This is a genomic window from Marinovum sp. E3, assembly GCF_055755275.1.
This window is the reverse complement of the sequence record NZ_CM146908.1, coordinates 984,087-1,010,019: the sequence shown is the minus strand read 5'-3', so window position 1 is coordinate 1,010,019 and position 25,933 is coordinate 984,087. Positions and strand designations below refer to the sequence as shown.

The window sequence follows — 25,933 nt, the reverse complement described above, 5'->3', positions numbered from 1 at the left end:
GGGTGCACCTGCGCCCCGGCGCCCGCCCCCATGCCATCCGGGCCCACTGGACGCCCGTTTCCCCCGCGCCTATAAGCAACCCCAAGATGGCACATTTCGCGATCATCATTCGAATTACATGCCCGGCGCTCTGATCAGACGAGCCGCCGGGACAAGGCGTATGGACTGCCGCGCCGCCTCACCCCTGACATCCGAATAAACCGACAAGGACGCCCTTCATGTGCGCCGATACGCCTGAGTACAAAGACACTCTGAACCTGCCCAAGACCGATTTCCCGATGCGCGCCGGCCTGCCCAAGCGCGAACCCGAATGGCTCGAGCGCTGGGAAAGCATCGGCATCTACGACCGCCTGCGCGAGCGTGCAGCGGGCCGCAAGCCCTTTACCCTGCACGACGGCCCGCCCTATGCCAACGGTCACCTGCACATCGGCCACGCCCTGAACAAGACGATCAAGGACATGATCGTCCGCAGCCACCAGATGATGGGCTTCGACGCGCGCTACATCCCCGGCTGGGACTGCCACGGATTGCCGATCGAATGGAAGATCGAGGAACAATACCGCAAGAAGGGCAAGAACAAGGACGAGGTGGAGGTCATCGATTTCCGCCAGGAATGCCGCCGCTTTGCCGAAGGCTGGGTCGATGTCCAGCGCGACGAATTCAAACGGCTGGGCGTCACCGGCAACTGGCCCGCGCCCTATCTGACGATGGATTTCCACGCCGAGCGGGTGATCGCCGAAGAGTTCCAGAAATTCCTGATGAACGGCACACTCTACCAGGGCTCCAAGCCGGTGATGTGGTCACCGGTGGAAAAGACCGCCCTGGCCGAGGCCGAGGTCGAATACCACGACAAGGAGAGCTTTACCGTCTGGGTCAAGTTCCGCGTCTCCAATGTCGATTTCCCCGACCTGACGCTGGCCGGCGAAGAGACCGAGGCCGAGGAAGGCCGCGCCGTCATGGCCGCCGAGGAACAAGTCGCCCATGACCTGATCGGCGCGCATGTGGTGATCTGGACCACCACCCCCTGGACCCTGCCCTCGAACAAGGCCGTGGTCTTCGGCCGCGACATCAGCTACGGGCTCTACGAGGTCACCGGCGCGCCCGAGGAATGCTGGGCCGCCGAGGGCGACCGCTTCCTGCTGGCCGACAACCTGGCCGCCGATGTCTTCAAGCGCGCCCGCCTGAGCGAGGACCAGTACGCCCGTGTCCGCAGCGTCAGCGCCGATCTGCTGGCCGGGCTGACCCTGCTGCACCCGCTGGCAGGCGCCGAGGGCGCGAACGGCGAATGGGACGCGCCGCGCGATTTCCGCGCCGCCGATTTCGTCACCGACACCGAAGGCACCGGTTTCGTGCATTGCGCGCCCTCCCACGGGATGGAGGAATACGAGCTCTACCGTGACCTTAACATGCTCGACAAGGTCATCACCTACAACGTGCTCGACGACGGGTCTTTCCGGCCCGATCTGCCGTTCTTTGGCGGCAGCTACATCCTGTCGCGCAAGGGCGGCGAAGGCGACGCCAACAAGAAGATCATCGACAAGCTCGCCTCCGTCGGCGGCCTTCTGGCGCGCGGCAAGATCAAGCACTCCTACCCGCATTCCTGGCGCTCCAAGGCGCCGGTGATCTTCCGCAACACGCCGCAGTGGTTCGCCGCCATCGACCGCGAGGTCGGCGACGGCCAGGATCAATACGGCAAGACCATCCGCCAACGCGCCCTGACCTCGATCGATCAGCTGGTGCACTGGACGCCCAAGACCGGCCGCAACCGGCTCTATTCGATGATCGAGGACCGGCCCGACTGGGTGCTGTCGCGGCAGCGCGCCTGGGGCGTGCCGCTGACCTGCTTCACGAAAAAGGGCGCCCTGCCCACCGATCCCGCGTTCCTGCTGCGGGATGAGGCGGTCAACACCCGCATCCTCGAAGCCTTCGAGGCCGAGGGCGCCGACGCCTGGTACAAGGACGGCGCCAAGGAACGCTTCCTGGGCACGGATCACAACCCCGACGACTGGGATCAGGTCTTCGACATCCTCGACGTCTGGTTCGATTCAGGCTCGACCCATGCCTTCGTGCTGCGCGACCGCGAGGATGGCACCGAGGACGGTATCGCCGATGTCTACATGGAGGGCACCGACCAGCACCGCGGCTGGTTCCATTCCTCGATGTTGCAGGCCTGCGGCACCCTCGGCCGTGCCCCCTATCGCAACGTGGTGACCCATGGGTTCACGTTGGACGAGAAGGGCAACAAGATGTCCAAATCGCTCGGCAACACCATCGCCCCCGACCAGGTGGTCAAGCAATACGGCGCTGACATCCTGCGCCTCTGGGTGGCGCAGACCGATTACACCGCCGACCAGCGCATCGGGCCCGAGATCCTCAAGGGCGTGGCCGACGGCTATCGGCGGCTGCGCAACACCATGCGCTTCCTGCTGGGGGCGCTGTCGCATTTCGAGGAAAGCGACCGGGTCGCACCCGCCGAGATGCCCGAGCTTGAACGCTACATCCTGCACCGGCTGGCCGAGCTCGATCATGTGGTGCGCAGGGGCTATGCCGCCTTCGACTTCCAGGGCGTCTTCCAGCAATTGTTCAACTTCGCCACGGTCGAGCTTTCGGCCTTCTACTTCGACATCCGCAAGGACGCGCTCTATTGCGACGGCGACACCCAGCGCCGCCGGGCCGCGCGCACCGTGATGGACCTGCTGTTCCACCGGCTGACCACCTGGCTGGCACCGGTCCTGGTCTTCACCATGGAAGAGGTCTGGCTCGAACGCTTCCCCGGCGAGGAGAGCTCGGTCCACCTGACCGACATCCCGGAAACCCCCGCCGACTGGCTCGACGAGCCGCTGGCGGCGAAATGGGCCAAGGTCCGCCAGGCCCGCCGCGTGGTCACCGCCGCATTGGAAATCCAGCGCAGCGACAAGGTGATCGGCGCCTCGCTCGAGGCGGCCCCGGTGGTCCATATCCGCGACAAGGAGATGCTGGCGGCGCTGACGTCGATCAACTTCGACGACATCTGCATCACCTCCGGCATGTCGCTGACCGGCGATCCGCAACCGGCCGAGGCCTTCCGCCTGCCCGAGATCGACGGCGTCGGCGTGGTCTTCGAGAAAGCCGAAGGCGAGAAATGCCAGCGCTGCTGGAAGATCCTGCCCGACGTCGGCACGCATGCCCACCCCGCCACCTGCGCCCGCTGCAACGCCGCGCTGACCTGAGCGATCCCGCACCGCCCCCCTGCTTCTTATGGCCCCAAATATTCCTGGGGGGCGGCCGCAGGCCGGGGGGCAAAGCCCCCATATAAACGCACAAGCCCTGTGCAGACCTTGGTTGAACCCGCGCTACGCCCTAGGTCTGCACCAAGACCCAATCCAAGGACGGACCGATGACCGAAAGCTACACGCCCCCCAAGGTATGGACATGGGATCAGGAAAACGGCGGCCAGTTCGCCTCGACCAACCGCCCCATCGCCGGCCCCACCCATGACAAGGAGCTGCCGGTCGGCAAACATCCCTTCCAGCTCTATTCCCAGGGCACGCCCAACGGGGTCAAGGCCACGGTGCTGTTCGAGGAACTGCTGGCCGCCGGCCACGCCGCCGAATACGACGCCTGGCTGATCCGCATCGGCAATGGCGATCAGTTCGGCTCGGGCTTCGTCGAGATCAACCCGAACTCCAAGATCCCCGCCTTGATGGACCGCTCGGGCGAGACCCCCGTGCGGGTGTTCGAATCCGTGGCGATCATGCTGCATCTGTCGGAGAAATTCGGCAATGCCTTCCAGGGCGCGCCCGAGCACCGCGCCGAGCTTCTGTCCTGGCTGTTCTGGCAGATGGGCAGCGCGCCGTTCCTCGGCGGCGGCTTCGGCCATTTCTACAACTACGCGCCGGAGAAATACGAATATCCGATCAACCGCTACGCCATGGAGAGCAAGCGCCAGCTCGACGTGCTGAACCGGCATCTGGCCGAACGCGACTGGATGGTCGGCGGCGAATATACCCTGGCCGACATGGCGATCTGGCCCTGGTACGGCCAGCTGGTGCTGGGCCGGCTCTACAATGCCGCCGAATTCCTCGACGTCGAGAGCTATGCCCATGTGATGGACTGGGCCAGACGCATCGACGCCCGCCCCGCGGTGCAGCGCGGCCGCATGGTCAACCGCACCGGCGGCGACCTCTCGTCGCAACTGCACGAGCGTCACGCGGCCGAGGATTTCGAGAACCGCACCCAGGACAAGCTGGAAAACGCCTGATATCCGCAGGAACCGGATTGAGCCTGCCGCCAAGACAGGCCAATCTGCCTCTATGCCGGAACGCAGCCTGACCACAGCCCTCGGCCCCGTGACGCTGGAAGCGGAAAATGGCGCCATCACCGCCCTGCACTGGCGGGCCGGCGGCTGCGATGACGATCCGCTGCTGATCGAGGCCGCGCGCCAGCTTGACGCCTATTTTGCCGGAGCCCGCCAGAGCTTTGATCTGCCGCTCGCGCCGCGCGGCTCGGACCTCACCCGCCGCACCTGCGCCGCGATGCAGGCCATCCCGTTTGGCGAAACCCGCACCTATGGCGATCTTGCGCGCGAGATGCAGGTGCCGGCTCAAGCCATCGGTCAGGCCTGCGGCGCCAATCCGATCCCGGTGCTGATTCCCTGTCACCGCATTCTCGGGGCCTCTGGCCTGGGCGGTTTCTCGGCAAAGGGCGGCGTGGAAACCAAGGTCTGGCTGTTGCGGCACGAAGGGGCCGCCAGCCTGCTGATATAGCCCCCCGCCGATCGGCCACCGTCCCAGTCGACGGCAACCGCAGGACGCCTCAATCGCGCCGCGGATCGCGGGGATAGGTGCCGAGGATTTCCAGCATGTCGGTGAAGTAATCCAGCTCGTCCAGCGCGCGTTGCACCGCCGGATCGTCGGGATGGCCCTCGATATCGGCATAGAACTGCGTCGCGGTGAACGACCCGCCCACCATGTAGCTTTCCAGCTTGGTCATGTTGACGCCATTTGTCGCGAAGCCGCCCATCGCCTTGTACAGCGCCGCCGGAATGTTGCGCACCTGAAAGACAAAGGTCGTCAGCATGCCGTGATCGCCGCGCCGCGACATGTCGGGCTCGCGCCCCATCAGCAGGAAGCGCGTGGTGTTGTGGGCATGGTCCTCGATATGGCGCGCGAGGATGTGCAGCCCGTGGATCTCGGCCGCCAGGTCCGAGGCCAGCACACCGGAGCGCCGGTCACCGCTCTCGGCCAGTTCGGCGGCGGCCCCGGCGCTGTCGGCGGCGGCCTCGCCGCGGATGCCATAGGTCTTCAGGAAGTCGGCGCATTGCGGCAAGAGCACCATATGCGCGCGCACCGTTTCGACATCCTCGATCTGCACGCCGTGATGCGCCATCAGGCTCACATGCACCCGCACAAAGGCTTCGCCGACGATCCTGAGCCCGCTCTGCGGCAGCAGGCGGTGAATGTCGGCCACCCGGCCATAGGTGGTGTTCTCGACCGGCAGCATCGCCAGCTCGGCCGCGCCGGACGTCACTGCGGCGATGGTTTCTTCAAAACTGCCGCAGGGCAGCGGCTCCATGTCCGGCCGTGCGTCACGGCAGGCTTCGTGACTGTAGGCTCCGGGCTCCCCTTGAAAGGCGATGCGTCCTGTCATGGCTGATTTTCCATATTTCGGCCCGGCCCCGGGCGTTTCGTCGCGGTTTCTATACCTTGCCTCCGCGAAGGGGAAGCCGTAAGACCCCGAACAAGACCAAGCTAAGGGACTCGCGTGTTATGGATACAATGACCTCGACCAAGATTCTGGGGGGCTTCTGCGGCGCTTTCCTGATCTTCCTGCTCGGCAAATGGGCGGCGGAAGAGATCTATCAAACCGGTAGCGGCCATGGCGGCGAAGAGCAGGCCTATGTCATCGATACCGGCGAAGAAGAAACCAGCGGCGAAGCCGAAGAGGCCGTACCTTTCGCCGAACTTCTAGCCGCGGCCGATCCGGGCAAGGGCGAACGCGTCTGGGGCAAATGCCGCGCCTGCCACAAGGTCGAGGACGGCGCGAACGGCACCGGCCCGCACCTGTTCGGTGTCGTGGGCCGTGACGTCGGCTCTGTTGCCGGCTTCGGCTATTCGGGCGCGCTTGTCGCCGTCGCCGATGTCTGGACACCGGAAAACCTGCAAGCCTTCCTTGAGAATCCCAGGGATTTTGCACCGGGCACCAAGATGTCTTTCTCGGGTCTGAAGGACGCCGAGGACCGGGCCAACCTGATCGCATGGCTCGACAGCCTCGACGGCTGATCGCGCGCGCACCCCGCACCGATTTTGGCCGCCGTTCCCTCGGGAGCGGCGGTTTTTCTTTGCGTCCCGGTGTTTCGGCAGGTTCTCACTCAAGTTCACGGAATATCGACTTGATTGATCCCGCCGCACCGCTCTAGCGTACAGGGCCAAGACGCCTTGAGCTTGCGCGCCCCGCGTCACGTGGCCAACAGGAGCGACTGAATGACCGACGAACGATACCTCCCCCGCACAGGGTTCGAATTCTCACGCCGTGCCGCCCTCGGCATGTTCGGCGCGACGGCGCTTGGTGCCGCTCTGCCGCCCGCGCGGGTGATCGCCCAGACCAGCGAGGGCGAAGAGATCATCGTCAGCCACGGCTATTCCTTCTACGGCGACCTGAAATACCCCGAAGGCTTCAAGCATTTCGATTATGTCAATCCGAACGCCCCCAAGGGCGGGCAGATCTCGCTTGGCACCCGCGGCACCTTTGACGGGTTCAACCGCTGGGCCTGGCGCGGCAATGCCGAGAGCAACTCGGGCATCGTCGCCGAGGCGATGTTCGGCGAAATGCCCTGGGGCGGCGGGCTGCCGGCGGATTCGATCACCGATGCCTATTGCCTGATCGCCCGCGAGGTCGAATACCCCAAGAACAAGACCTGGTGCGTCTTTCACATGCGCGACGACGTCACCTTCCGCAACGGCCAGCCGCTGCACGCCCGCGACGCGGCCTTTACCCACAACCTGTTTCTCGAACAGGGCATCCGCTCTTACGCCCGCGCGGTGAAGGAACGGATCACCGGCGTCGAGGTGATCGACGATCTGACCATCCGCTACACTTTCGCCGACGAGATCTCGCGCCGGTCGCTGATTTCCCAAGTCGGCGGCACGCCGATCTTTTCCGAGGATTGGTACAAGGAGACCGGCGAACGGCTGGATGAACCCTCGGTGGCCTCGCCAATGGCCTCGGGGCCGTATCAGGTGGGCGATTACGAATTCAATCGCTACGTCGTCTACGAACGCAACCCGAACTACTGGGGCTGGGATCATCCGCTCAATGTCGGCCGGCACAACTTCGACCGCGTCCGCTTTGAATATTTTGCCGATGACGCCGCCGAGTTCGAGGCCTTCAAGGCAGGCATCTACACCTTCCGCGCCGAAGGCTCGACCAAGCGCTGGGCCACCGGCTACGACTTTCCCGCGCTCAACAGGGGCCATGTGGTGCGCGAAGAGATCGCCGACGGCACCGCGCCCAACAACTCGGGCATCATCTTCAACACCCTGCGCCCGCCGCTCGACAATCGCAACGTGCGCCATGCGCTGTCCTTGGCGTTCAATTTCGAATGGGTCCGCGACTCGCTGCAATTCGGCCTGACCACCCAGCGCAGCTCCTTTGCCGAAGGCCAGGACTGGCAGGCCACCGGCGTGCCCGAGGGCGACGAGCTCGAACTGCTCAAATCGCTGGGCGACGTCGTGCCGCCGGAGATGCTGACCACCGAAGTGGTCATGCCGCACAGCTCGAACCCGCGCGACCCGAGCGACCGCCGCAACCAGCGGACCGCGCTGAAACTGCTGGCTGACGAAGGCTACAGCGTCGACGACCAGGGCCGGATGGTCGACGCCGAGGGCCAGCAACTCAGCCTCGATTTCCTCGTGCTGTCGAGCTGGGACGACACCCGCAAGGCGATCATCGAGACCTATGCCCAGACACTGGAAAGCTGGGGTATCGCCGTCCGCGCCGAGGCGATCGACAGCGCCCAGGGCCAGCAGCGGTTCCTCGACAAGGATTACGACCTGATCCACACCCGCTATCTGACCTTCTCGGTCGCCGGCACCGGGTTGCGCCAGCTCTTCGGCTCCGAGACCGCCGAAGTATCGTCGTACAACAGCGCCGCCCTGCGCAGCCCGCTGGTGGATGCGCTAATCGATGCCGCCCTCGACACCGACAACCGCGAAGACGAGATCACCGCGCTCAAGGCGCTCGACCGGGCGCTGCGGTACGAGCGGATCGTGACCCATGACGGCTATGTGCCGGAATACTGGGTGGCCTATTACGACATGTTCGAACGACCCGACCCTCTGCCGCCTCTGGCGCTCGGAGTGCTGGATTTCTGGTGGTTCAACCAGGAGAAATACGAGGCTCTGAAAACCGCGGGCGCACTGAAGTAACCCATGGGCGCCTATATCCTTCGCAGACTTCTGCTCGTGATCCCCACGCTTCTGGGGATCATGATCATCAACTTCGCTCTGGTGCAATTCGTGCCCGGCGGCCCCGTGGAACAGATGCTCGCCCAGATCCAGGGCGAGGGCGACGTCTTTGGCGGCTTCTCCGGGGGCGGCGAGGACGTGGGAGAAGAGACCTTCGGCTCCGACAGCGATTATGTCGGCGCACGCGGGCTCGACAAGGAATTCATCGAACAGCTCGAGGTGGATTTCGGCTTTGCCCGCATTGTCTGTGACGAAGGTCACACCGGCGCACCCGACCTCGATGATCCGGCCTGTCTCAAGGAAGACATCGGCATCGGCGAACGCTTCTTCATCATGATGGGCAATTACCTGCGGCTCGATTTCGGCGAGAGCTATTTCCGCTCGATCGGCGTTCTCGAGTTGGTGCTGGAAAAGCTGCCGGTCTCGATCACCCTGGGCCTCTGGTCGACGCTGATCGCCTATGCGGTCTCGATCCCGCTGGGCATCCGCAAGGCGGTCAGGGATGGCACCACCTTCGACACCTGGACCTCTGGCGTGATCATCGTGGCCTATGCCATCCCCGGCTTTCTCTTTGCCATCCTGCTGCTAGTGCTCTTTGCCGGCGGCTCCTATTGGCAGATCTTCCCGCTCAGGGGGCTGACCTCGGACAATTTCGAAAACCTCAGCCTCTTGGGCAAGATCGGCGATTACTTCTGGCACATCACGCTGCCGGTGCTGGCCTCGACGATCTCGGCCTTTGCCACGCTGACCCTGCTGACCAAGAACAGCTTCATGGACGAGATCAAGAAGCAATATGTGATGACTGCCCGCGCCAAGGGGCTGACCGAGCGGCGGGTGCTTTACGGCCATATCTTCCGCAATGCCATGCTGATCGTGATCGCCGGCTTCCCGGCGGTCTTCATCGGCGTCTTCTTCGGCGGCTCGATCATCATCGAGACGATCTTCTCGCTCGACGGTCTCGGCCGGCTGGGGTTCGAGGCGGCGGTGGCACGCGATTACCCGGTGATCTTCGGCACGCTCTTCGTCTTCGGCCTGCTGGGCCTCCTGGTCGGCATCCTGTCGGACCTGATGTATGTCTTCGTCGATCCCCGCATCGACTTTGAAAAGCGGGAGGGCTGAGCCATGGCCCTCTCTCCGATCAACCAGCGCCGCTGGCGCAACTTCAAGGCCAACCGCCGGGCGCTCTGGTCGCTGATCATCTTCCTGATCGTCTTTACCATCACGCTGTTTGCCGAATTCGTGGCCAACGACAAACCGATCCTCGTCAAGTATCGCGGCGAGTTCTACACCCCCGTTTTCAACTTCTACCCCGAAACCACCTTTGGCGGCGATTTCCGGACCGAAGCGATCTATCGCGACATCGAGGTCAAATGCCTGATCCGCACCGGCGGGCTCGAGACCTGTTGGGATGACCCCGAAGGCCTTGTCGAGACGGTCGATGCCGGCGGCACGCCCAGTGGCGATTTCGTGGAGGGCTGGATGATCTGGCCGCCGATTCCCTACAGCTATGACACACCGGTCGATCGCCCCGGCGCCGCCCCCCTGCCCCCGAACGAGCAGAACTGGCTCGGCACAGACGACACCAAGCGCGATGTGCTTGCGCGGATCATCTACGGCTTCCGCCTGTCGATCCTCTTCACCCTGATCGTCACCACCCTGGCCTCGGTGATCGGCATCATCGCCGGCGCGCTCCAGGGCTATTTCGGCGGCTGGCTCGATCTGATCTTCCAGCGGGTGATCGAGATCTGGGGTGCCACCCCCAGCCTTTACATCATCATCATCCTCTTCGCGATCCTCGGACGCAGCTTCTGGCTGCTGGTGTTCCTGATGGTGCTCTTCGGCTGGACGGCGCTGGTCGGCGTGGTGCGGGCCGAGTTCCTGCGCGCCCGCAACCTCGAATATGTCCGCGCCGCCAAGGCGCTCGGCGTGCCGAACCGCACCATCATGTTCCGCCATATGCTGCCCAATGCCATGGTCGCCACCGTCACCTTCCTGCCCTTCCTGGTAACCGGCACGATCAGCCAGTTGGCGGGGCTCGACTTCCTCGGCTTCGGCCTGCCATCCTCGGCGCCCAGCCTCGGCGAACTCACGCTTCAGGCGAAACAGAACCTCCAGGCGCCCTGGCTGGGCTTTACCGCCTTCTTCGTCTTTGCCTTCATGCTCTCGCTGCTCGTCTTCATCTTCGAGGGCGTGCGGGATGCTTTCGACCCAAGGAAAACCTTTCAATGACGGCGCTTCTCAAGGTCCGAAATCTCAAGGTCGGCTTCCGCCAGGATGGCCAGCGCGTCGCGGCGGTCAAGGGCGTCTCCTTCGATGTCGAACGCGGTGAAACCGTGGCGCTGGTGGGTGAATCGGGCTCGGGCAAATCGGTCACCGCGCTCTCGACCGTCTCGCTTCTGGGCGGCTCGGCCGAGGTCGAGGGCTCGGTCACCTATGACGGCCGCGAGATGGTGCATGCCGACGACAAGACCCTGCGCCAGATCCGCGGCAACGACATCTCGTTCATCTTCCAGGAGCCGATGACCTCGCTCAACCCGCTGCACACGCTGGAGAAACAGCTGCGCGAGTCGATGGAGCTGCACCAGCAGGTCACCGGCGCCGAGGCGCGCGCCCGCATCATCGACCTGCTCAACAAGGTCGGCATCCGCGACCCCGAGGACCGGCTCACCGCCTATCCGCACCAGCTCTCCGGCGGCCAGCGTCAGCGGGTGATGATCGCCATGGCGCTGGCCAATGGCCCCGACCTGCTGATCGCGGATGAGCCTACCACCGCGCTCGACGTCACCATTCAGGCGCAGATCCTCGATCTGCTGGCCGAGCTCAAGGAGGCCGAGAACCTCTCGCTGCTCTTCATCACCCATGATCTCGGCATCGTGCGCCGCATCGCCGACCGGGTCTGCGTGATGAAGAACGGCGAAATCGTCGAAACCGGCAAGACCGCGGAAATCTTTGCCAACCCGCGCCATCGCTACACCCGGATGCTGCTGGCCGCCGAAAGCACTGGCCAGCCCGATCCGGTGGCATCGGATGCGCCGGTGGTGGCCAAGGCCGAAAACCTCAAGATCTGGTTCCCGATCCAGAAAGGCCTGCTGAAACGCACCGTCGGCCACGTCAAGGCGGTCAATGACGCCAGCTTTGCCGTCCGTGCCGGCGAGACCATCGGCATCGTCGGCGAGTCGGGCTCCGGCAAGACCACCTTGGCGCTGGCGATCATGCGGCTGATCTCCTCCGAGGGCGCGATCACCTTCGACGGCACCGACCTGCGCAATTACACCACCCGCAACCTGCGCCGGCTGCGCGCCGAGATGCAGATCGTCTTTCAGGATCCCTTCGGCTCGCTCTCTCCCCGCATGTCCTGCGCCGAGATCATCGCCGAGGGCCTGGGCGTGCACGGCGACCGTGGCGACACCCGCCCGAGACGCGAGAAGGTGGCAGAGGTGATGGAGGAGGTCGGCCTCGACCCGGCGATGATGGACCGCTACCCGCATGAATTCTCCGGCGGCCAGCGGCAACGCATCGCCATCGCCCGCGCGATGATCCTGCGGCCCAAGCTGGTGGTTCTGGACGAGCCGACCTCGGCGCTCGACATGACCGTGCAGGTGCAGATCGTCGAACTGCTGCGCGCCTTGCAACGCAAATACGGGCTTGCCTATCTCTTCATCAGCCACGATCTCAAGGTTGTCCGGGCCATGTCGCACCATGTCATCGTGATGAAACAGGGCGATGTGGTCGAGGCCGGCCCGGCCGAACGGATCTTTACCGCGCCGCAGACCGACTATGCCCGCACTCTGCTTGCCGCGGTGGCCTGAGGCGCCCGACCCAGCTTCTTCTGTTTGAAAATACCGCTGGCGCCGGGGGGCAGCGCCCCCGGCGCCACGCAATCCCCCCCCGCCATGGCACGCCCCCTCACACCGCCGAGGAATGCCCCGCCCTGCTCAGGTCATAGGCATCAAGCGTCCGCGCCATGATCCGGGTCAGGGGCCGGGACTCGACCGGCACGAAAACCTCGGTCTCCGTCACCTGCACCAGCGCGCCGAACCGCTGTCGCAGCGGTGCCACGCGCCGCGCAAAACCGGCGGCGTCGAGCCCGAAGCGCGCCGCCATCTCCGCCGCGTCGATGCGGAAATCGCACATCAGCGCCTCGATCATCCGGCCGCGCAGCCGGTCCTCGTCAGAGAACACATGGCCCCTGACGGTGGAAAACCGCGCCTGCCGGAGCGCGCCGGTATGTTTGCCGGTGCTCGGCGCGTTCTGGGCATAGCCCTGCGGAAACCGAGAAATCGACGAGGCCCCCACCCCGATCAGCACCTCGGACGTGTCGTCGGTATAGCCCTGGAAATTTCGCCGCAGCCGGCCCATGCGCCGGGCCTCGGCCAGCCCGTCGTGGCGGGCGGCAAAATGGTCGATGCCGATCTCGTCGTAGCTATCCCAGAAAAAGAGCCGCCGCGCGGTTTCGAACAGGTCGAGCCGGGCCTCCGGCGACGGCAGCGCCGCTTCCGGGATCAGCGCCTGCCGCCGCGCCATCCAGGGCACATGTGCATAGCCGTAAAGCGCCACCCGGTCGGGGCCGAGCGACAACAGCTTCTGCACGGAATCGGTGATCCGCGCGGTGGTCTGATGCGGCAGCCCATACAGGATATCGGCGTTCAGGCTGGCCACGCCGCGCGCCCGCAGCATGTCGCAGGCGGCGCGGGTCACCTCGAAGCTCTGCAAGCGTCCGATCGTCTCCTGGACCGCCGGGTCGAAATCCTGCACCCCGATCGACGCGCGGGTCAGGCCCAAGGCCACCAGCGCGTCAAGCCGGGCGGCGTCGATCTCGTTCGGGTCGATCTCGACCGAAAATTCGCCCGCGGGGCCCAGCGGCGCGACCTCGAAGATCGCCTGCCTCAGCTCTTCCATCATGTCGGGCGCCAGCAGCGTCGGCGTTCCGCCACCCCAATGCAGCCGCGACAGATGCACCCCGGCCGGCAGATGCGCCTTGAGCAGCCGCAACTCGGCCAGCAGTGTCCCCAGATAGGCACGCACCGGCGCGTCGCTCTGGGTGCCCTGGGTGCGGCAGGCGCAGAACCAGCAGAGCCGCCGGCAGAACGGCACATGCACGTAAAGCGAAATCTCGCCGCCGGGCGGCACCTCCGCGATCCATTGGCTGAAATGCTCCGGCCCCACCTCGGGCGAAAAATGCGGCGCGGTGGGATAGGAGGTGTAGCGCGGGACCTTCGCGTCAAAAAGCCCCAGTGCGGACAGTTGTGTTCTCGTAACCATGGGCATAGCTCTAGGGCAAGGGACGCGCCGCGATCCTTGACCCAGATCAAGCCGAAGCCACGATTTACGACAATGCTAAGCAAGATGTCCCCCGACCTGTCCCTGCAATGCGGCGATTGTCCGATCCGGCATCGGGCCGTCTGTGCCCGCTGTGACAGCGACGAATTGAGCCTGCTCGAAGACATCAAGTATTACCGCAGCTACGAGGCCGGCCAGACCATCGTCTGGTCCGGCGACCGGATGGAATTCGTGGGCTCGGTGGTCACCGGCATCGCCACGCTGACCCAGACCATGGAGGATGGCCGCACCCAGATGGTGGGCCTGCTGCTGCCCAGCGATTTCGTCGGCCGCCCGGGGCGCGACAGCGCCGCCTACAACGTGGTGGCCACCACCGATCTGGTGATGTGCTGTTTTCGCAAGAAACCCTTTGAAGCGCTGATGAACCGCACGCCGCATATTGCGCATCGGCTGCTGGAAATGACCTTGGACGAGCTCGATGCCGCGCGCGAATGGATGCTGGTGCTGGGCCGCAAGACCGCGCGCGAAAAGATCGCCTCGCTGCTGTCGATCATCGGCCGGCGCGACGCCTCGCTGCGGCTGATCGGCACCGTCGATGGCATGTCCTTCGAACTGCCCCTGACCCGCGAAGCGATGGCCGATTACCTCGGCCTGACGCTCGAGACGGTGAGCCGGCAGATGTCGTCGCTGAAACGCGACGGGGTGATCGAACTGGCGGGAAAACGCCAGGTGTCGGTGCCCGATTTCGACCGGCTGCTCGAAGAGGCCGGCGAAGACAGCGACGGTGGCCTGGTGGCCTGAGCGGGCAATTTTCCGCGCCCCGATCGTAACCGCCACCAGCCTCTCTGATCTCCCGACCTGCGAATCCGGCGCGCCAACCGCCGGTGTCGTGCGGCCCGGCGGCGCCGGGCACGTCCCGCCGTCTCCCTGCGCTCCGCAAAAACCCGACCGAAACCCCGCGCCCGCGCGCCGAAAACGTCGGCCCGGCCTCGCTTGACATATCCTACTATTTCAGTCAACTTAAACGCAACGCCCAGCCATCCTCCTAGGACAGCCCGGTTTTTCCCTAGTTCTGGAGAGTTAAAATGGCGACAGAATATTCCCGTGATCTCACCCGCCCCACGCCGCAGTGGGTCGATCTTCTCAGCACCGCCCTCGGCTGCAGCTACCCGGCCGATATCCGGCTCGAGGCGCTCTTTGACCGTCTGGAGGGCCGGAATTGAACGCCATTGCCCGCCCCATGGACCTGCGCCGCGCCAATGCCTCGCCTGCCCCCGAAGACACTGGGCCGATCTATGACGCCCGCATGCTGGTGGGCAACAATGCCACCGCCCGCATCCTGCTTGATGGCAAGGTCTATACCCTGCGCATTACCAAGGCCGGCAAGCTGATCCTGACCAAGTGACGCGTCGCGCCCATTGACGCGCCCGTCGGCATCGACTTTGCTGCGCGGCAAAGGGGGCGCGCATGGCACAGCGACATATCACCGACCTCGGAATCGCACCGGACGGCAAGGTCTTTCAGAGCATCACCATCGGCGGCGGCGGGCTGACAGCCCGCGTCCTGACCTTCGGCGCGGCCTTGCAGGACCTGCGGCTGGGCGGGCATGACGTGCCGGTGGTGCTGGGCCATGCCGAACCCGAGGCCTATTTCGACAATCCCGGCTATCTCGGGGCGATTGTCGGCCGCTACGCGAACCGCATCGCCGATGGGCGGTTCACGCTCGACGGCCGCGGCCACCAGGTCGACCGCAACGAAAACGGCGTGCAATGCCTGCATGGCGGCAGCCTGGGCACCTCGGCGCAAAGCTGGCAATTGCTCGAATCCGCCGACGATCACGTCACCCTGGGGCTGATGCTGGAAGACGGTCACATGGGCTTTCCGGGCGCGCTCGACCTGCGCTGCCGCTACAGCACTCGAGGGTCGACGCTGACCATCCTGCTGACCGGGCGCAGCGACGCGACGACCTATTGCAACCTGGCCAGCCATGCCTATTACAACCTCACCGGCGCGGCCGATATCAAAGAGCACCGGCTCTGCATCACCGCCGAACGCTATCTGCCGGTCGATGCGCGCCAGATCCCGCTGGGTGCGCCCGCGGATGTGGCGGGAACGCCGTTCGATTTCCGCACCCCCGCCGGGCTGACCGCTCCGCTCGATCACACCTTCTGCCGCGCCGAAGCCCGCACCGCGCTCGGCCCCGCCGCCACGCTCGAGGCCGCAGGGCTGCACATGACGCTCGAGACCACCGAACCCGGGCTCCACGTCTATGACGGCGCCGCGCTCGGCGGAACCAATCGGCCCGGGTTGCAAGGCACGCCCTATGGCCCCCATGCCGGCATTGCGCTGGAACCGCAGGCCTGGCCCGACGCGCCGAACCAGAGCTGGGCGTCGCAGGCGCTCCTGCGCCCCGGCGAGACCTGGCGCAGCGAGATCCGGCTTTCGTTCGAACGGGTAAGCTGAAAATCCCTTCGGTCCCGGGGCGCACCGACGGTATCCTCGCGCCACCTTTGCCCTGCCTCGAGGTGCCCCATGCCCCGGACGACCGTTCTTGTCGGAACAACCAAAGGTGCCTTCCTGCTGGACGGCACCGAAGACCGCGACGCCTGGTCCGTCGCCGGCCCGTTCTGTGACGGCTGGCCGATCAACCACATGGCCGGCGACCCCGAAAGCGGCGCGCTCTGGGCGGCGGGCGGCAATGACTGGTGTGGTGCCGGGGTCTGGCGGTCGTCCGATCATGGCGCCTCTTGGCAACTGAGCAAACTGGCAAACGGCCAGATGGACGCCTGGCTGGCCGATGACCCCGAGATGGCCAGGACCTTCGGCATGGAGCCCAGCCCGCCGGCGCCCTTTACCGGCGAGATCGAGGCGCTGTGGTCGATCCGCCGGGGCGGCGACCGGCTGTATGCCGGAGCCAAGCCCGCCACGCTGTTCGCCAGCTCCGACGGCGGCGAAAGCTGGGAGAAGCTGCCGGCGCTCAACCAGCACCCCTCGGCCGAAGACTGGCAGCCCGGCGCCGCCGGGCTGACGCTGCACACCATCCTCACCGATCCGGCTGATCCCGCCAAGCTCTGGCTGGGCATCTCCGCCGCCGGGGTCTTTGCCAGCGAGGACGGCGGCGCAAGCTGGGAGCTGCGCAACCGCCGCAGCAATCTGGACGGCCCGGCCCCTGCGTCGGACCATCCGGCGGCCGGCACCGGCGACGAGACCGGGCTTTGCGTGCACAACATGGTGCGCGCCGAACAGGGTGGTGGCACCGACCTGCTCTATCAGCAGAACCACCACGGCACCTTCCGCTCCGAGGATGGCGGGCGCAGCTGGCATGAGATCACCACCGGACTGCCGTCGACATTCGGCTTTCCGATCGCCGTGCATCCCGAAGACAGCCGCACGATCTGGGTGCTGCCGCTCAACGGCGACAGCCAGGGGCGGTATCCGCCGGACGCCTCGGCCGCGATCTGGAAATCCACCGACGGCGGCGACAGCTGGCAGAAGAAACAGGCCGGGCTGCCGACGGAGAACTGCTTTTTCACGGTGCTGCGTCAATCCCTTGCCACCGACCGCGCCCGCCCGGCCGGGGTCTATTTCGGCACCAACTCCGGCTCGGTCTTTGCCAGCCGCGACGAAGGTGAAACCTGGCACGAGATCGCGCGCCACTTGCCGACGGTGCTCTGCGTCGAGGTGCTGGCCCGGGCCTGAGGTCCGCGACACCGGGCAGCATGGCTGTTCCGGCCAGACGGGGTGAGTCGCCCCTGCGCAAAGCGGCCCCATCCGGGGAACCGGGGCCGAACGACGCGCTTTGGCCGGCGTGACGCGTGATCGGAAACACAGGCCGGACAGCGCGCAGGATCAGCGGCTATCTCGTTGCAAGGATTGGATTTTGCGGAATTATGGCTGGGGTGGTAGGATTCGAACCTACGGTACACTGTACCAAAAACAGTTGCCTTACCACTTGGCTACACCCCAACGGTGCGGGTGTCTCTACGCAAATCAGCATGCGGGATCAAGCCCCGTCTGACGAAAAAATTCAGCTTTTTTGCATCCCGCACGCCGCGAGGCAAAACTGCGGAAAATCCGCCAAACTCCGGCGCTTTTTGTCTTGACGCCAGAGGGCTGCTGTCCTAATCCCGCCGGGCCTGTGGCGGAGTAGCTCAGTTGGTTAGAGCAGCGGAATCATAATCCGCGTGTCGGGGGTTCAAGTCCCTCCTCCGCTACCACAAAACCTCCTACATTTCAGCCTTGCAGCACGGCCTCGCCCCGCCCCTGACCGGCGGCGCATGCGCATCTTGCCGGCCACCCCCCGGCAATCAGACCGGCCTGCTGCCCTTGCCGCGTTCCGCCCTCAGGGAAGTTCCCGCCTGCGTTGCCATGTCGCAATCCGGGCATAGGTCCGGAGACCTACGTTACCGGTATCGGGTATCAACGGCAGTCATCGCAGGGTCACGGGTACATGGACACTTTTCTGGGTTTCGACGCGCTGCTTCTGGCGCGGATGCAATTTGCCTTCACGGTTGCGTTCCACTTCATCTTTCCGGCCTTCACCATCGGCCTGGCAAGCTTTCTGGCGGTGCTGAATGCGCTCTGGCTGAAAACACGGCACGAAACCTATCTCCGGCTGTTCGAATACTGGATCAAGGTCTTCGCGATCTCCTTTGCCATGGGGGTCGTCTCGGGGATCGTGATGTCATATCAGTTCGGCACCAACTGGTCGGTCTTTTCGGATCGCGCCGGGCCGGTGATCGGGCCGCTGATGGCCTATGAAATCCTGACCGCCTTCTTTCTCGAGGCGGGCTTTCTCGGCATCATGCTCTTTGGCCGCAATCGGGTCGGCGACGGGCTGCACATGTTCGCCTGCGTGATGGTGGCGGTCGGCACGGCGATCTCGGCCACCTGGATTCTCAGCGTCAACAGCTGGATGCACACGCCCGCGGGCTATTCGATCTCGAACACCGGGCAATATTTGCCCGAGGACTGGTGGCAGATCATCTTCAACCCCTCCTTCCCCTACCGCCTGGCGCATACGATCACCGCCGCCTATCTGACCACGGCCTTTGTCGTCGGTGGCGTCGGGGCCTGGCATCTGCTGCGCCATCACAGCCACAACAAGGGCGTGCGCACCATGTTCTCGATGGCGATGTGGATGGCCGCGATCGTCGCGCCCTTGCAGATCGTCATCGGCCACGAACAGGGGCTGAACACATATGAGCATCAGCCGACCAAGGTGCTCGCCATGGAAGGCCATTTCGAGAGCTACGACGATGGCGTGCCGCTGATCCTGTTCGGCATTCCCGATCAGGCGGCCGGCGAGATGCGCTATGCACTGTCGCTCCCCAGGATCGGCGGGCCGATCCTGGGCAAGTCCTGGGACGCCGAGATGGACGGGCTGGACACGGTGCCTGACGCGCTCGAGCCGCCGGTGGGGGTGGTGTTCTGGAGCTTTCGCATCATGGTGGGCATCGGCGTCCTGATGGCCGCTGTCGGCCTCTGGTCGCTGGTCTCGCGGCTGCGCGGCCGGCTGCATGACGACCGGTGGCTGCACCGCGTCGCGCTGGTGATGGGCCCTTCGGGGTTGATCGCGGTGACGGCGGGCTGGATCACCACCGAGGTCGGGCGCCAGCCTTTCGTCATCTATGGCGAGTTGCTGACCGCGGATGCCGTGGCCCCGGTCGCCGCCAGCGCCGTCGGAGCCTCGCTGCTTGCCTTTGTCGCCGTCTACTTCGTCGTTTTCGGCGCCGGCGTGGTCTACCTGCTGCATCTGATGGGCAAGGTGCCCCTTCTCGGCGAAACCGGCGTGGAATCCGAGGCCGGGCCGATCCGCACCGCCGGCATGACCTCGGCGCCAGTTGGCACGCGCGAAGCGGCAGAGGAGGCCTGAGCCATGGAAGTCTCGTTTGATCTCACCATTGCCTGGGCCCTGCTTCTGGCCTTTGCCACCTTCGTCTATGTCGTTCTCGACGGGTTCGACCTGGGCATCGGCATCCTCTATCCCTTCTTTCCGGAAAAGTCCGACCGCGATCTGATGATGAATTCGGTCGCCCCGGTCTGGGACGGCAACGAGACCTGGCTGATCCTTGGCGGCGGCGGGCTGTTTGCCGCCTTTCCGCTGGCCTATGCGATCATCCTGCCGGCGGTCTACGTGCCGATCATCGTGATGCTGCTGGCGCTGATTTTTCGCGGCGTGGCCTTCGAGTTCCGCTGGCGCTCGCAGCGCCGCTTCTCGGCCCGGGCCTGGGATATGTCGTTCATCTGCGGCTCCGTCGTCGCCGCGCTGATGCAGGGCATCGTCCTCGGCACGCTCTTGCAGGGGATCGAGATCGACGGCCGCGCCTATGGCGGCGGCTGGTGGGATTGGCTGACGCCATTTACCCTGGTTGTCGGGCTCGGGGTGGTGGCGGGCTATGCGCTGATGGGGGCCTGCTGGCTCAACTGGAAGCTCGAGGGCGCGGTGCAGCAACGGGTGAAAAAGGCCGCACAACTGTCGGGCCTGCTGTCGCTTGGCTTCATCGCGCTGGTCAGCGCGCTGACGCCGACACTGGAGGCAGCCTACTGGATGCGCTGGCTGTCGTTTCCACAGATCCTCTTTGTTGTGCCGGTGCCGCTGCTGACCGGGCTGATCGGCTATGTCCTGGCGCGGTCGCTGTACAAGGGCGGGCACGACTGGCTGCCGATGCTGATGGTGGTGTTGCTGTTCCTGCTGTGCTTCGTCGGCCTCGGCATTTCGATCTGGCCCTATATCATTCCGACCGAAGTCACGATCTGGCAGGCCGCAAGCCCCTACAAGAGCCAGCTTTTCATGTTTTTCGGCGCCATCGTGCTGGTGCCGATCATCTTGGCTTATACCGGCTTTGCCTATTGGGTGTTCCGCGGCAAGCTCGACCCCGAAGACGGATATCACTGATGTGGAGGAAACTGGGCTGGTTCGTGGCGCTCTGGCTGGCCGGCGTGCTCACCGTTGTGAGCGTCGCCTATCTGTTGCGGCTGGTGCTCTTGTAGGCGGCCGCTGCTGCCCCGGAGGCGCAAAGGGGCTTGGACAGGTCGGGCCCGCAGCCCCGACCGCGCAAGTTCGGATCAAGCCCGCCAAGCATCGGGCCGGACGGCCGCGCGCCTTTCCTTTCACGGCGATTATATCCGAAACCGGAATTCTGAAGCCAGAAATCCCCGGATTTATCAATTTCGAGCGAGGTGTAGATAGAGGGCCAGCCCTTCATCAACAGGAGTTCACCGATGAAAGCCATGACCCTCACCGCCTATGGTCCCGACGCCCCCTTTGAAGCCGCCGAGCGCGCGCGCCCCGCCGTCACCCCGGGCCACGTGGTGCTTCGCGTCCATGCCACCAGCGTCAACACCATCGACACGATGATCAAGGCCATGGGCACCGATCTGCCGCTGTCGCCCGCCCTGCCCGCAGTGCTGGGCATGGATTTCGCCGGCGTCATCGAAGAGGTCGGCGCCGGCGTGACCGGCTTTGCCGTGGGCGACGAAATCTATGGCTGCGCCGGAGGTCTGGGCGAATTGCAGGGCGCGCTGGCCGAATACATGCTGGCCGATGCCCGCCTGATCGCGCACAAGCCAAAGACGCTTTCGATGCGCGAGGCCGCGGCGCTGCCGCTGGTCGGGATCACGGCCTATGAAGGCGTGCAACGCGCAGGCGTCAGAGCCGGGCACAAGGTTCTGGTGCAAGGCGGCGCCGGTGGCGTCGGCCATCTGGCGATCCAGTTGGCCCGACACCTCGGCGCCGAGGTTTCGGCCACCGGAACCGGCGCGGCGCAGTTGGCGGCGATCGAGGGATTTGGCGCGACGCCGATCGACTTCATGCAAGAGAAGGTCGTCGATTACGTCGCGGCCCGGACCGGCGGTGCCGGCTTCGACGTGATCTTTGACGCAGTCGGCGGCGCGAACATGACAAACTCTTTCGAAGCGGCGGCGCTGAACGCGCAGGTGGTGTCGACCGTGGCCCTGCTGGAAATCGACCTGACGCCGGCGCACTTCAAGGGGCTGTCGCTGCACATCATCTTCATGCTGCTGCCGATGCTGCACGACACCGGCCGCGAGGTGCATGGCGAGGTGCTGGCGAAACTGGCCGAGATCGTCGATGCCGGCGCCCTGACCCCGCAGCTGGACAGCGAGCGTTTCGGGCTTGAAGAAGTCGGCGCCGCTTACGCCCGGCTGACCGGCGGCGCGGCCATCGGCAAGGTCGTTGTCGAGGTCTGATCCCGCCTTGCAATGACCAGAGGCGCCGGGGCCAATTCGGTTCCGGCGCTCCTTTTCCGCTTTTGCGCCGGGCTCGGCAGCGCCGGACAGAGAGCAGCGCCGCCCGATGTATCAGCCGGACCAATCCGGCTGACCGCCCAGCTTTCCGATCAGAAAATCCATGAAAATCCGCGTCTTGGGCGTCAGCACATTTGAACGGGGATAGACCAGCCAGAGCACGGATCGGTCGTTCATCTTCCAATCGGGCAGCACCCGGACAAGCCGGCCGGCGGCGATCTCATGCGCGACGCTCCAGAGCGAGTTGATCGACAGGCCGGCGCCCGTCACCGTCGCCTCGCGTTGGGCATCGCCATCGTCGACGATGGCCCGGCAGACCATCCCCGCCGGGTCGAGGGCGGCGGTATCGCCGGCCCGGTTGATCAGCTCCCGCGGTTCCAGATTGCTCCAGGCGATGAACCTGTGGCCTGCCAGTTCGGCCGGCGTCCCCGGCGTGCCCTGCGCCGCAAGATAGCCGGGCGATGCGCAGAGAATGCGGGTGTCATCGGCAAGCTTGCGGCCCTTCAGGCTGCTGTCAGTCAGCGGCGCGCTGCGCAGGGCAAGATCGAAACTGCCCTCGATGGCATCGAACCGCGTGTCAGACAGGCGCAGATCCAGCGTGAGATCGGGGTAGGCCGCGTGGAACGCCGGCAGCAGCGGCATGATGTGCAATTGCGCGAAACTGCTTGGCGCGGCAAAGCGAAGGGTGCCTTTCGGCCCCGCCCCGCTGCCGCCAAGGACCGCCTTTGCGGCCTCGGCCTGCGCCAGGATCTCGCGCGCGTAGGGCAGGAAATCCGATCCCTCCAGAGACAGCGACACCTTGCGGGTGGTGCGGCGCAGGAGCTCGGTCCCGAGCTCCTGTTCCAGCTTGGCCAGACGCGCGCTCGCCACCGCCGGGGCCAGGCCCAGCTCGCGCCCCGCGGCCGAGATGTTGAGCCGTTCGGCCGCCATGACAAAGAGGTGCAGATTGTCGGTGTCCATGGTGATTATATCCGCATTCCGAAAAATGAAATCCGAGATCTGCCGGTTTTACGGAATTTCGCAAGAGTTAAATTGGCAACACGGGGCACAGGCGGACAAGTCCACCATCTCACGGCGCCACGCCTCGACGATCGCATCAAGGAGACCTGACATGGCACATTATTCCGTTCTCGAAGTGACCCCCTCGAACGAGGCTTGGATACCCGACTACCTGCCCACCGCGACCCGGATCATGGCCAGACACGGCGGCAAATATCTGGCGCGCACCACCAGCCACGAGCAACTGGAAGGCGCCCCGCGCAATGCCGCGCTGCGCATCGTGATCGAATGGCCCTCGGAACAGGCCGCCAAGGATTTCATGGCCGACCCGGATTACCGCCCGCACCTGGACAACCGCCATGCCGGATCGACCAGCCTGCACTGGCTGATCGCCGGTCAGGACGACCTCGCCTGAGGGGCCCCGCGCGGCCCCGCCTGCCCGGGCCGCCCCTGCCGAAGGAGCAAACCATGCTGGACCAAACCACGACAACCGCCTTTCCGCGCCTCAACCGCGCCTATAACACCGTGTTTCGCCCCGGTCGGCTGAGCCTTGGCCTTGTTGTCCCGCTCGAGACCTATGCGGATAGCGCGGTGCCGAACATGGCGTGCCATATCGAACGGGCGCAACTGGCCGATGCGCTGGGCTTTTCGGCGCTCTGGCTGCGCGATGTGCCGTTCAACGTGCCTTCTTTCGGGGATGCCGGGCAGGTCTTTGACCCCTTTGTCTATCTCGGCGCCCTGGCCACCGCGACCCGCGACATCGCGCTTGGCGCGGCCAGCATCGTCCTGCCGCTGCGCCACCCCGCGCATGTGGCCAAGGCGGCGGCCTCGGCGGATGTTCTCTCCGGCGGACGGCTGCTTCTTGGCGTCGCCTCCGGCGACCGTCCCGAGGAATATCCGGCGCTGAACAAGAGCTTTCCCGACCGCGGCATGCGGTTTCGCGACAGCGTCGATTACATAAGGGCCATGGCCGAGAGCTATCCGCGCCGCGACACCGATCACGGTACGCTGTCCGGCGGGATCGACATGCTGCCCAAGCCCGCTGGCGGCCAACTGCCGCTGCTGATCACCGGGGGCAGCCAGCAATCGCCGGACTGGGTGGCGCGCAACGGCGACGGCTGGATGACCTATCCGCGCGATCCGGTGGCCCAGGGCCGCGTGGTGGCCGAGTATCGCCACCGGATCGCCGCCGCGGGCCTGCCCGACCGGCCGGTGATGCAGTCGCTTTATGTCGATCTTGTCGCGGACGCCGGGGCGCCGCCGAGCCCGATCCACCTCGGCTTTCGCTCCGGCACCGGCTATCTGCGGCAGTATCTGTCAGAGGTACAGAGCCTTGGCATCAACCACGTCGCGCTGAACCTGCGGTTCAACGGCGCCGACGTCGAGGACACGATGCAGACGCTGGCGCAAGAGGTCCTGCCCGCCTTTGCCGATGCGGAGCCGGGCTCTCCCGGTACGCCCCCTTGATATAAACATATATACGTTTTACAAGATGACAGTTGTCCTCTGCGGCGCCCCTCGCGCGCATCTTGAAAGGTAAGTGGCCATGCCCCTTTATGCTCTTGGCGAGCTCGTGCCCCAAACGCCGGGCCCCGGCAGTTTCTGGATTGCGCCGGGGGCGCATGTGATCGGCGATGTGCGATTGGGCCGGGATGTCGGCATCTGGTTCGGCGCGGTGCTGCGCGGCGACAAGGAACCGCTGACCATCGGCGATGGCAGCAATATCCAGGAACATGTGATGATCCACGCCGATCCGGGCTTTCCGGTGAGGATCGGCGCCGGCGTGACGGTCGGGCACCGGGCCATCGTTCACGGCTGCACCATCGGCGATGGCACATTGATCGGCATGGGCGCGACAGTGTTGAACGGGGCCAGGATCGGCAGCAACTGCCTGATCGGTGCCGGCGCATTGGTGACCGAAGGCAAGGACATCCCCGATGGCGCGCTGGTCATGGGCAGCCCGGCCAAGGTGGTGCGAATGCTCGGCGACGAGGGCCGCGCCGGTCTGCGCCGGCCGGCCGAGGCCTACGTCCAGAACTGGCGGCGGTTTGCCCGCGAGCTCAGAGGGATCGACTGAACCGCGCTCGCGATCTCGCGGGACGCGAGGGAAGCGCCATGGAAACTCTGGAGATGAGGGATCATCACAGGCCCTCCGGGGGTTGCCGAAGCTTGGAACATAGACTTATATAGGTTTCTAAGTTTCGACGATTTCGAGAGGTCAGATCCCATGTCCCTGCAAACCATGCGTCGGGCCAATGTGCCCCTGCACGTCGAGGTGGCCTCGCTGCTGCGCAGCCGGATCCTCAGCGGTGATCTGAAAAGCGGCGAACGCCTGCCCTCGCTGGCCGAACTGGCCAAGGTCTTTGGCGTGACCAGCCTGACCGTGCGCCAGGCGATGAACACGCTGGACGACGAGGGGCTGATCGAACGCGCCTCGGGCCGGGGCACCTTTGTGAAAGAGGTGGAAATCAAGCCGCGGCGGGTCTTCTCCGTCAAATCCGACCTGTCGCAGCTTCTGGGCGGGGACATGCCGCTCGAGGTCGTGCTGAGCACCGACACCAGCTTTGACGAGGATGTGGTGATCGATGGCGTCGCCTTCAAACGACTGAAACGGCGGCACGAGTTGGGCGGCCAGCCGTTCTGCATGCTGGACGTGCATCTGAGAAAGGACATCTATCAGGATGCGCCGGAGAAATTCGACCGAGAGCTGATCGTCTCGGCCTTCAAGGAACTCGGCATTGCGCTGGGCTCGGCCACCCAGACGGTGGCGCTGGCCTCGGCCGATCTCGAGATGGCCGAGGGTTTGCAGGTCGAGGTCAATTCGCCGGTGTTCAAAGTGGTCCGCAAGGTCAAGGACGACGCCGACCGGCTGATCTATTTCGGCGACCTGATCTATCCCGGCGACGCGCTGGAGTTCCGCATCGATTTTCTGGCCTGACCGG

The 25,933-nt window shown here is 65.1% G+C and carries 24 protein-coding genes and 2 tRNA genes; 22 read left to right on the top strand and 4 right to left on the bottom strand.

Translation table 11 applies throughout. From position 1 onward, the window contains the following. Window positions 1-218 precede the first annotated feature (218 nt). From ileS to AC0J5K_RS04960, 3 genes are all read left to right on the top strand, one after another. Window positions 219-3,209 carry an isoleucine--tRNA ligase gene (ileS, locus tag AC0J5K_RS04970; RefSeq protein WP_274564829.1) on the top strand — a complete coding sequence of 997 codons (2,991 nt, stop codon included), beginning with the start codon at window positions 219-221 and terminating at the stop codon, window positions 3,207-3,209. A 167-nt stretch (window positions 3,210-3,376) separates the two neighbouring features. Further along, entirely contained in the window at window positions 3,377-4,240 is an 864-nt protein-coding gene (gene yghU / locus AC0J5K_RS04965; protein ID WP_274564827.1) for a glutathione-dependent disulfide-bond oxidoreductase, read from the top strand. A gap of 52 nt (window positions 4,241-4,292) precedes the next feature. Further along, a complete protein-coding gene (locus AC0J5K_RS04960) occupies window positions 4,293-4,745 on the top strand; it encodes a methylated-DNA--[protein]-cysteine S-methyltransferase (protein ID WP_048532465.1) in 453 nt (150 codons plus the stop codon). Between the two features lie 49 nt (window positions 4,746-4,794). Here the strand turns inward: AC0J5K_RS04960 and AC0J5K_RS04955 are convergent, their stop codons facing one another. After that, window positions 4,795-5,628 (bottom strand): prephenate dehydratase, encoded by an 834-nt coding sequence (locus tag AC0J5K_RS04955; RefSeq protein ID WP_048532466.1) that lies wholly within the window; start codon window positions 5,626-5,628, stop codon window positions 4,795-4,797. Between the two features lie 119 nt (window positions 5,629-5,747). On the opposite strand from AC0J5K_RS04955, the gene AC0J5K_RS04950 reads away from it, so the two are divergent. The 5 genes from AC0J5K_RS04950 (at window position 5,748) to AC0J5K_RS04930 (ending at window position 12,253) form a co-directional block, all read left to right on the top strand. Further along, entirely contained in the window at window positions 5,748-6,260 is a 513-nt protein-coding gene (locus tag AC0J5K_RS04950; protein ID WP_074834758.1) for a c-type cytochrome, read from the top strand. A gap of 201 nt (window positions 6,261-6,461) precedes the next feature. Continuing rightward, window positions 6,462-8,405: an extracellular solute-binding protein gene (locus AC0J5K_RS04945; RefSeq protein WP_048532468.1), complete on the top strand. Its 1,944-nt coding sequence runs from the start codon at window positions 6,462-6,464 to the stop codon at window positions 8,403-8,405. 3 nt (window positions 8,406-8,408) lie between these two features. Next, the gene (locus AC0J5K_RS04940; RefSeq protein ID WP_274564819.1) at window positions 8,409-9,563 is read left to right on the top strand and encodes a microcin C ABC transporter permease YejB; all 1,155 of its coding nucleotides are present in this window, start codon (window positions 8,409-8,411) and stop codon (window positions 9,561-9,563) included. A gap of 3 nt (window positions 9,564-9,566) precedes the next feature. Next, window positions 9,567-10,673 (top strand): ABC transporter permease, encoded by a 1,107-nt coding sequence (locus tag AC0J5K_RS04935; RefSeq protein WP_074834752.1) that lies wholly within the window; start codon window positions 9,567-9,569, stop codon window positions 10,671-10,673. Beyond that, on the top strand, window positions 10,670-12,253 hold the full coding sequence (locus tag AC0J5K_RS04930; RefSeq protein ID WP_274564816.1) for an ABC transporter ATP-binding protein: 1,584 nt from the start codon (window positions 10,670-10,672) through the stop codon (window positions 12,251-12,253). Before AC0J5K_RS04935 ends, AC0J5K_RS04930 begins: the two co-directional genes overlap by 4 nt. A 97-nt stretch (window positions 12,254-12,350) precedes the next feature. On the opposite strand, the gene hemN is transcribed toward AC0J5K_RS04930, so the two are convergent. Further along, a complete protein-coding gene (gene hemN / locus AC0J5K_RS04925) occupies window positions 12,351-13,706 on the bottom strand; it encodes an oxygen-independent coproporphyrinogen III oxidase (RefSeq protein ID WP_274564814.1) in 1,356 nt (451 codons plus the stop codon). A gap of 84 nt (window positions 13,707-13,790) precedes the next feature. On the opposite strand from hemN, the gene fnrL reads away from it, so the two are divergent. The 5 genes from fnrL to AC0J5K_RS04900 all read left to right on the top strand — a co-directional run bounded on the left by fnrL (window position 13,791) and on the right by AC0J5K_RS04900 (window position 17,423). Next, window positions 13,791-14,525, top strand: a complete 735-nt coding sequence (gene fnrL, locus AC0J5K_RS04920; RefSeq protein ID WP_170850505.1) for a transcriptional regulator FnrL — start codon at window positions 13,791-13,793, stop codon at window positions 14,523-14,525. Window positions 14,526-14,809: 284 nt separating this feature from the next. Then, window positions 14,810-14,947 carry a hypothetical protein gene (locus AC0J5K_RS04915; protein WP_274564812.1) on the top strand — a complete coding sequence of 46 codons (138 nt, stop codon included), beginning with the start codon at window positions 14,810-14,812 and terminating at the stop codon, window positions 14,945-14,947. After that, window positions 14,944-15,129, top strand: coding sequence for a hemin uptake protein HemP (gene hemP / locus AC0J5K_RS04910; RefSeq protein ID WP_244526417.1), 186 nt, complete (start codon window positions 14,944-14,946; stop codon window positions 15,127-15,129). Before AC0J5K_RS04915 ends, hemP begins: the two co-directional genes overlap by 4 nt. Window positions 15,130-15,191: 62 nt before the next feature. After that, window positions 15,192-16,187, top strand: a complete 996-nt coding sequence (locus tag AC0J5K_RS04905; protein ID WP_274564810.1) for an aldose epimerase family protein — start codon at window positions 15,192-15,194, stop codon at window positions 16,185-16,187. A 69-nt stretch (window positions 16,188-16,256) separates the two neighbouring features. Continuing rightward, complete coding sequence (locus AC0J5K_RS04900) at window positions 16,257-17,423, top strand: WD40/YVTN/BNR-like repeat-containing protein (RefSeq protein WP_274564808.1); 1,167 nt, start codon at window positions 16,257-16,259, stop codon at window positions 17,421-17,423. A 192-nt stretch (window positions 17,424-17,615) separates the two neighbouring features. Here AC0J5K_RS04900 and AC0J5K_RS04895 read toward each other — a convergent pair. Further along, window positions 17,616-17,690, bottom strand: a tRNA-Gln gene (locus AC0J5K_RS04895). A 174-nt stretch (window positions 17,691-17,864) separates the two neighbouring features. Between AC0J5K_RS04895 and AC0J5K_RS04890 the strand changes: the two genes are divergently transcribed. The 5 genes from AC0J5K_RS04890 (at window position 17,865) to AC0J5K_RS04870 (ending at window position 21,935) form a co-directional block, all read left to right on the top strand. After that, a tRNA-Met gene (locus AC0J5K_RS04890) sits at window positions 17,865-17,941 on the top strand. 233 nt (window positions 17,942-18,174) lie between these two features. Beyond that, window positions 18,175-19,599: a cytochrome ubiquinol oxidase subunit I gene (locus AC0J5K_RS04885; RefSeq protein ID WP_274564807.1), complete on the top strand. Its 1,425-nt coding sequence runs from the start codon at window positions 18,175-18,177 to the stop codon at window positions 19,597-19,599. A 3-nt stretch (window positions 19,600-19,602) separates the two neighbouring features. Continuing rightward, window positions 19,603-20,622 (top strand): cytochrome d ubiquinol oxidase subunit II, encoded by a 1,020-nt coding sequence (gene cydB / locus AC0J5K_RS04880; protein ID WP_274564805.1) that lies wholly within the window; start codon window positions 19,603-19,605, stop codon window positions 20,620-20,622. Next, window positions 20,622-20,717, top strand: coding sequence for a DUF2474 domain-containing protein (locus AC0J5K_RS04875; protein WP_274564803.1), 96 nt, complete (start codon window positions 20,622-20,624; stop codon window positions 20,715-20,717). The genes cydB and AC0J5K_RS04875 overlap by 1 nt, the downstream gene beginning before the upstream one ends. Before the next feature lie 231 nt (window positions 20,718-20,948). After that, entirely contained in the window at window positions 20,949-21,935 is a 987-nt protein-coding gene (locus AC0J5K_RS04870; protein ID WP_274564801.1) for a zinc-dependent alcohol dehydrogenase family protein, read from the top strand. 111 nt (window positions 21,936-22,046) lie between these two features. On the opposite strand, the gene AC0J5K_RS04865 is transcribed toward AC0J5K_RS04870, so the two are convergent. Further along, a complete protein-coding gene (locus tag AC0J5K_RS04865) occupies window positions 22,047-22,952 on the bottom strand; it encodes a LysR family transcriptional regulator (protein ID WP_274564800.1) in 906 nt (301 codons plus the stop codon). Window positions 22,953-23,103: 151 nt separating this feature from the next. Here AC0J5K_RS04865 and AC0J5K_RS04860 point away from each other — a divergent pair, with 151 nt between their 5' ends. The 4 genes from AC0J5K_RS04860 (at window position 23,104) to AC0J5K_RS04845 (ending at window position 25,929) form a co-directional block, all read left to right on the top strand. Beyond that, the gene (locus tag AC0J5K_RS04860; RefSeq protein WP_048530462.1) at window positions 23,104-23,406 is read left to right on the top strand and encodes a DUF1330 domain-containing protein; all 303 of its coding nucleotides are present in this window, start codon (window positions 23,104-23,106) and stop codon (window positions 23,404-23,406) included. A gap of 53 nt (window positions 23,407-23,459) precedes the next feature. Next, window positions 23,460-24,458 carry an LLM class oxidoreductase gene (locus AC0J5K_RS04855; protein WP_274564794.1) on the top strand — a complete coding sequence of 333 codons (999 nt, stop codon included), beginning with the start codon at window positions 23,460-23,462 and terminating at the stop codon, window positions 24,456-24,458. Window positions 24,459-24,537: 79 nt separating this feature from the next. Then, window positions 24,538-25,068 (top strand): gamma carbonic anhydrase family protein, encoded by a 531-nt coding sequence (locus AC0J5K_RS04850; protein ID WP_274564792.1) that lies wholly within the window; start codon window positions 24,538-24,540, stop codon window positions 25,066-25,068. 150 nt (window positions 25,069-25,218) lie between these two features. Then, window positions 25,219-25,929, top strand: coding sequence for a GntR family transcriptional regulator (locus AC0J5K_RS04845; protein ID WP_048530454.1), 711 nt, complete (start codon window positions 25,219-25,221; stop codon window positions 25,927-25,929). Window positions 25,930-25,933 lie beyond the last annotated feature (4 nt).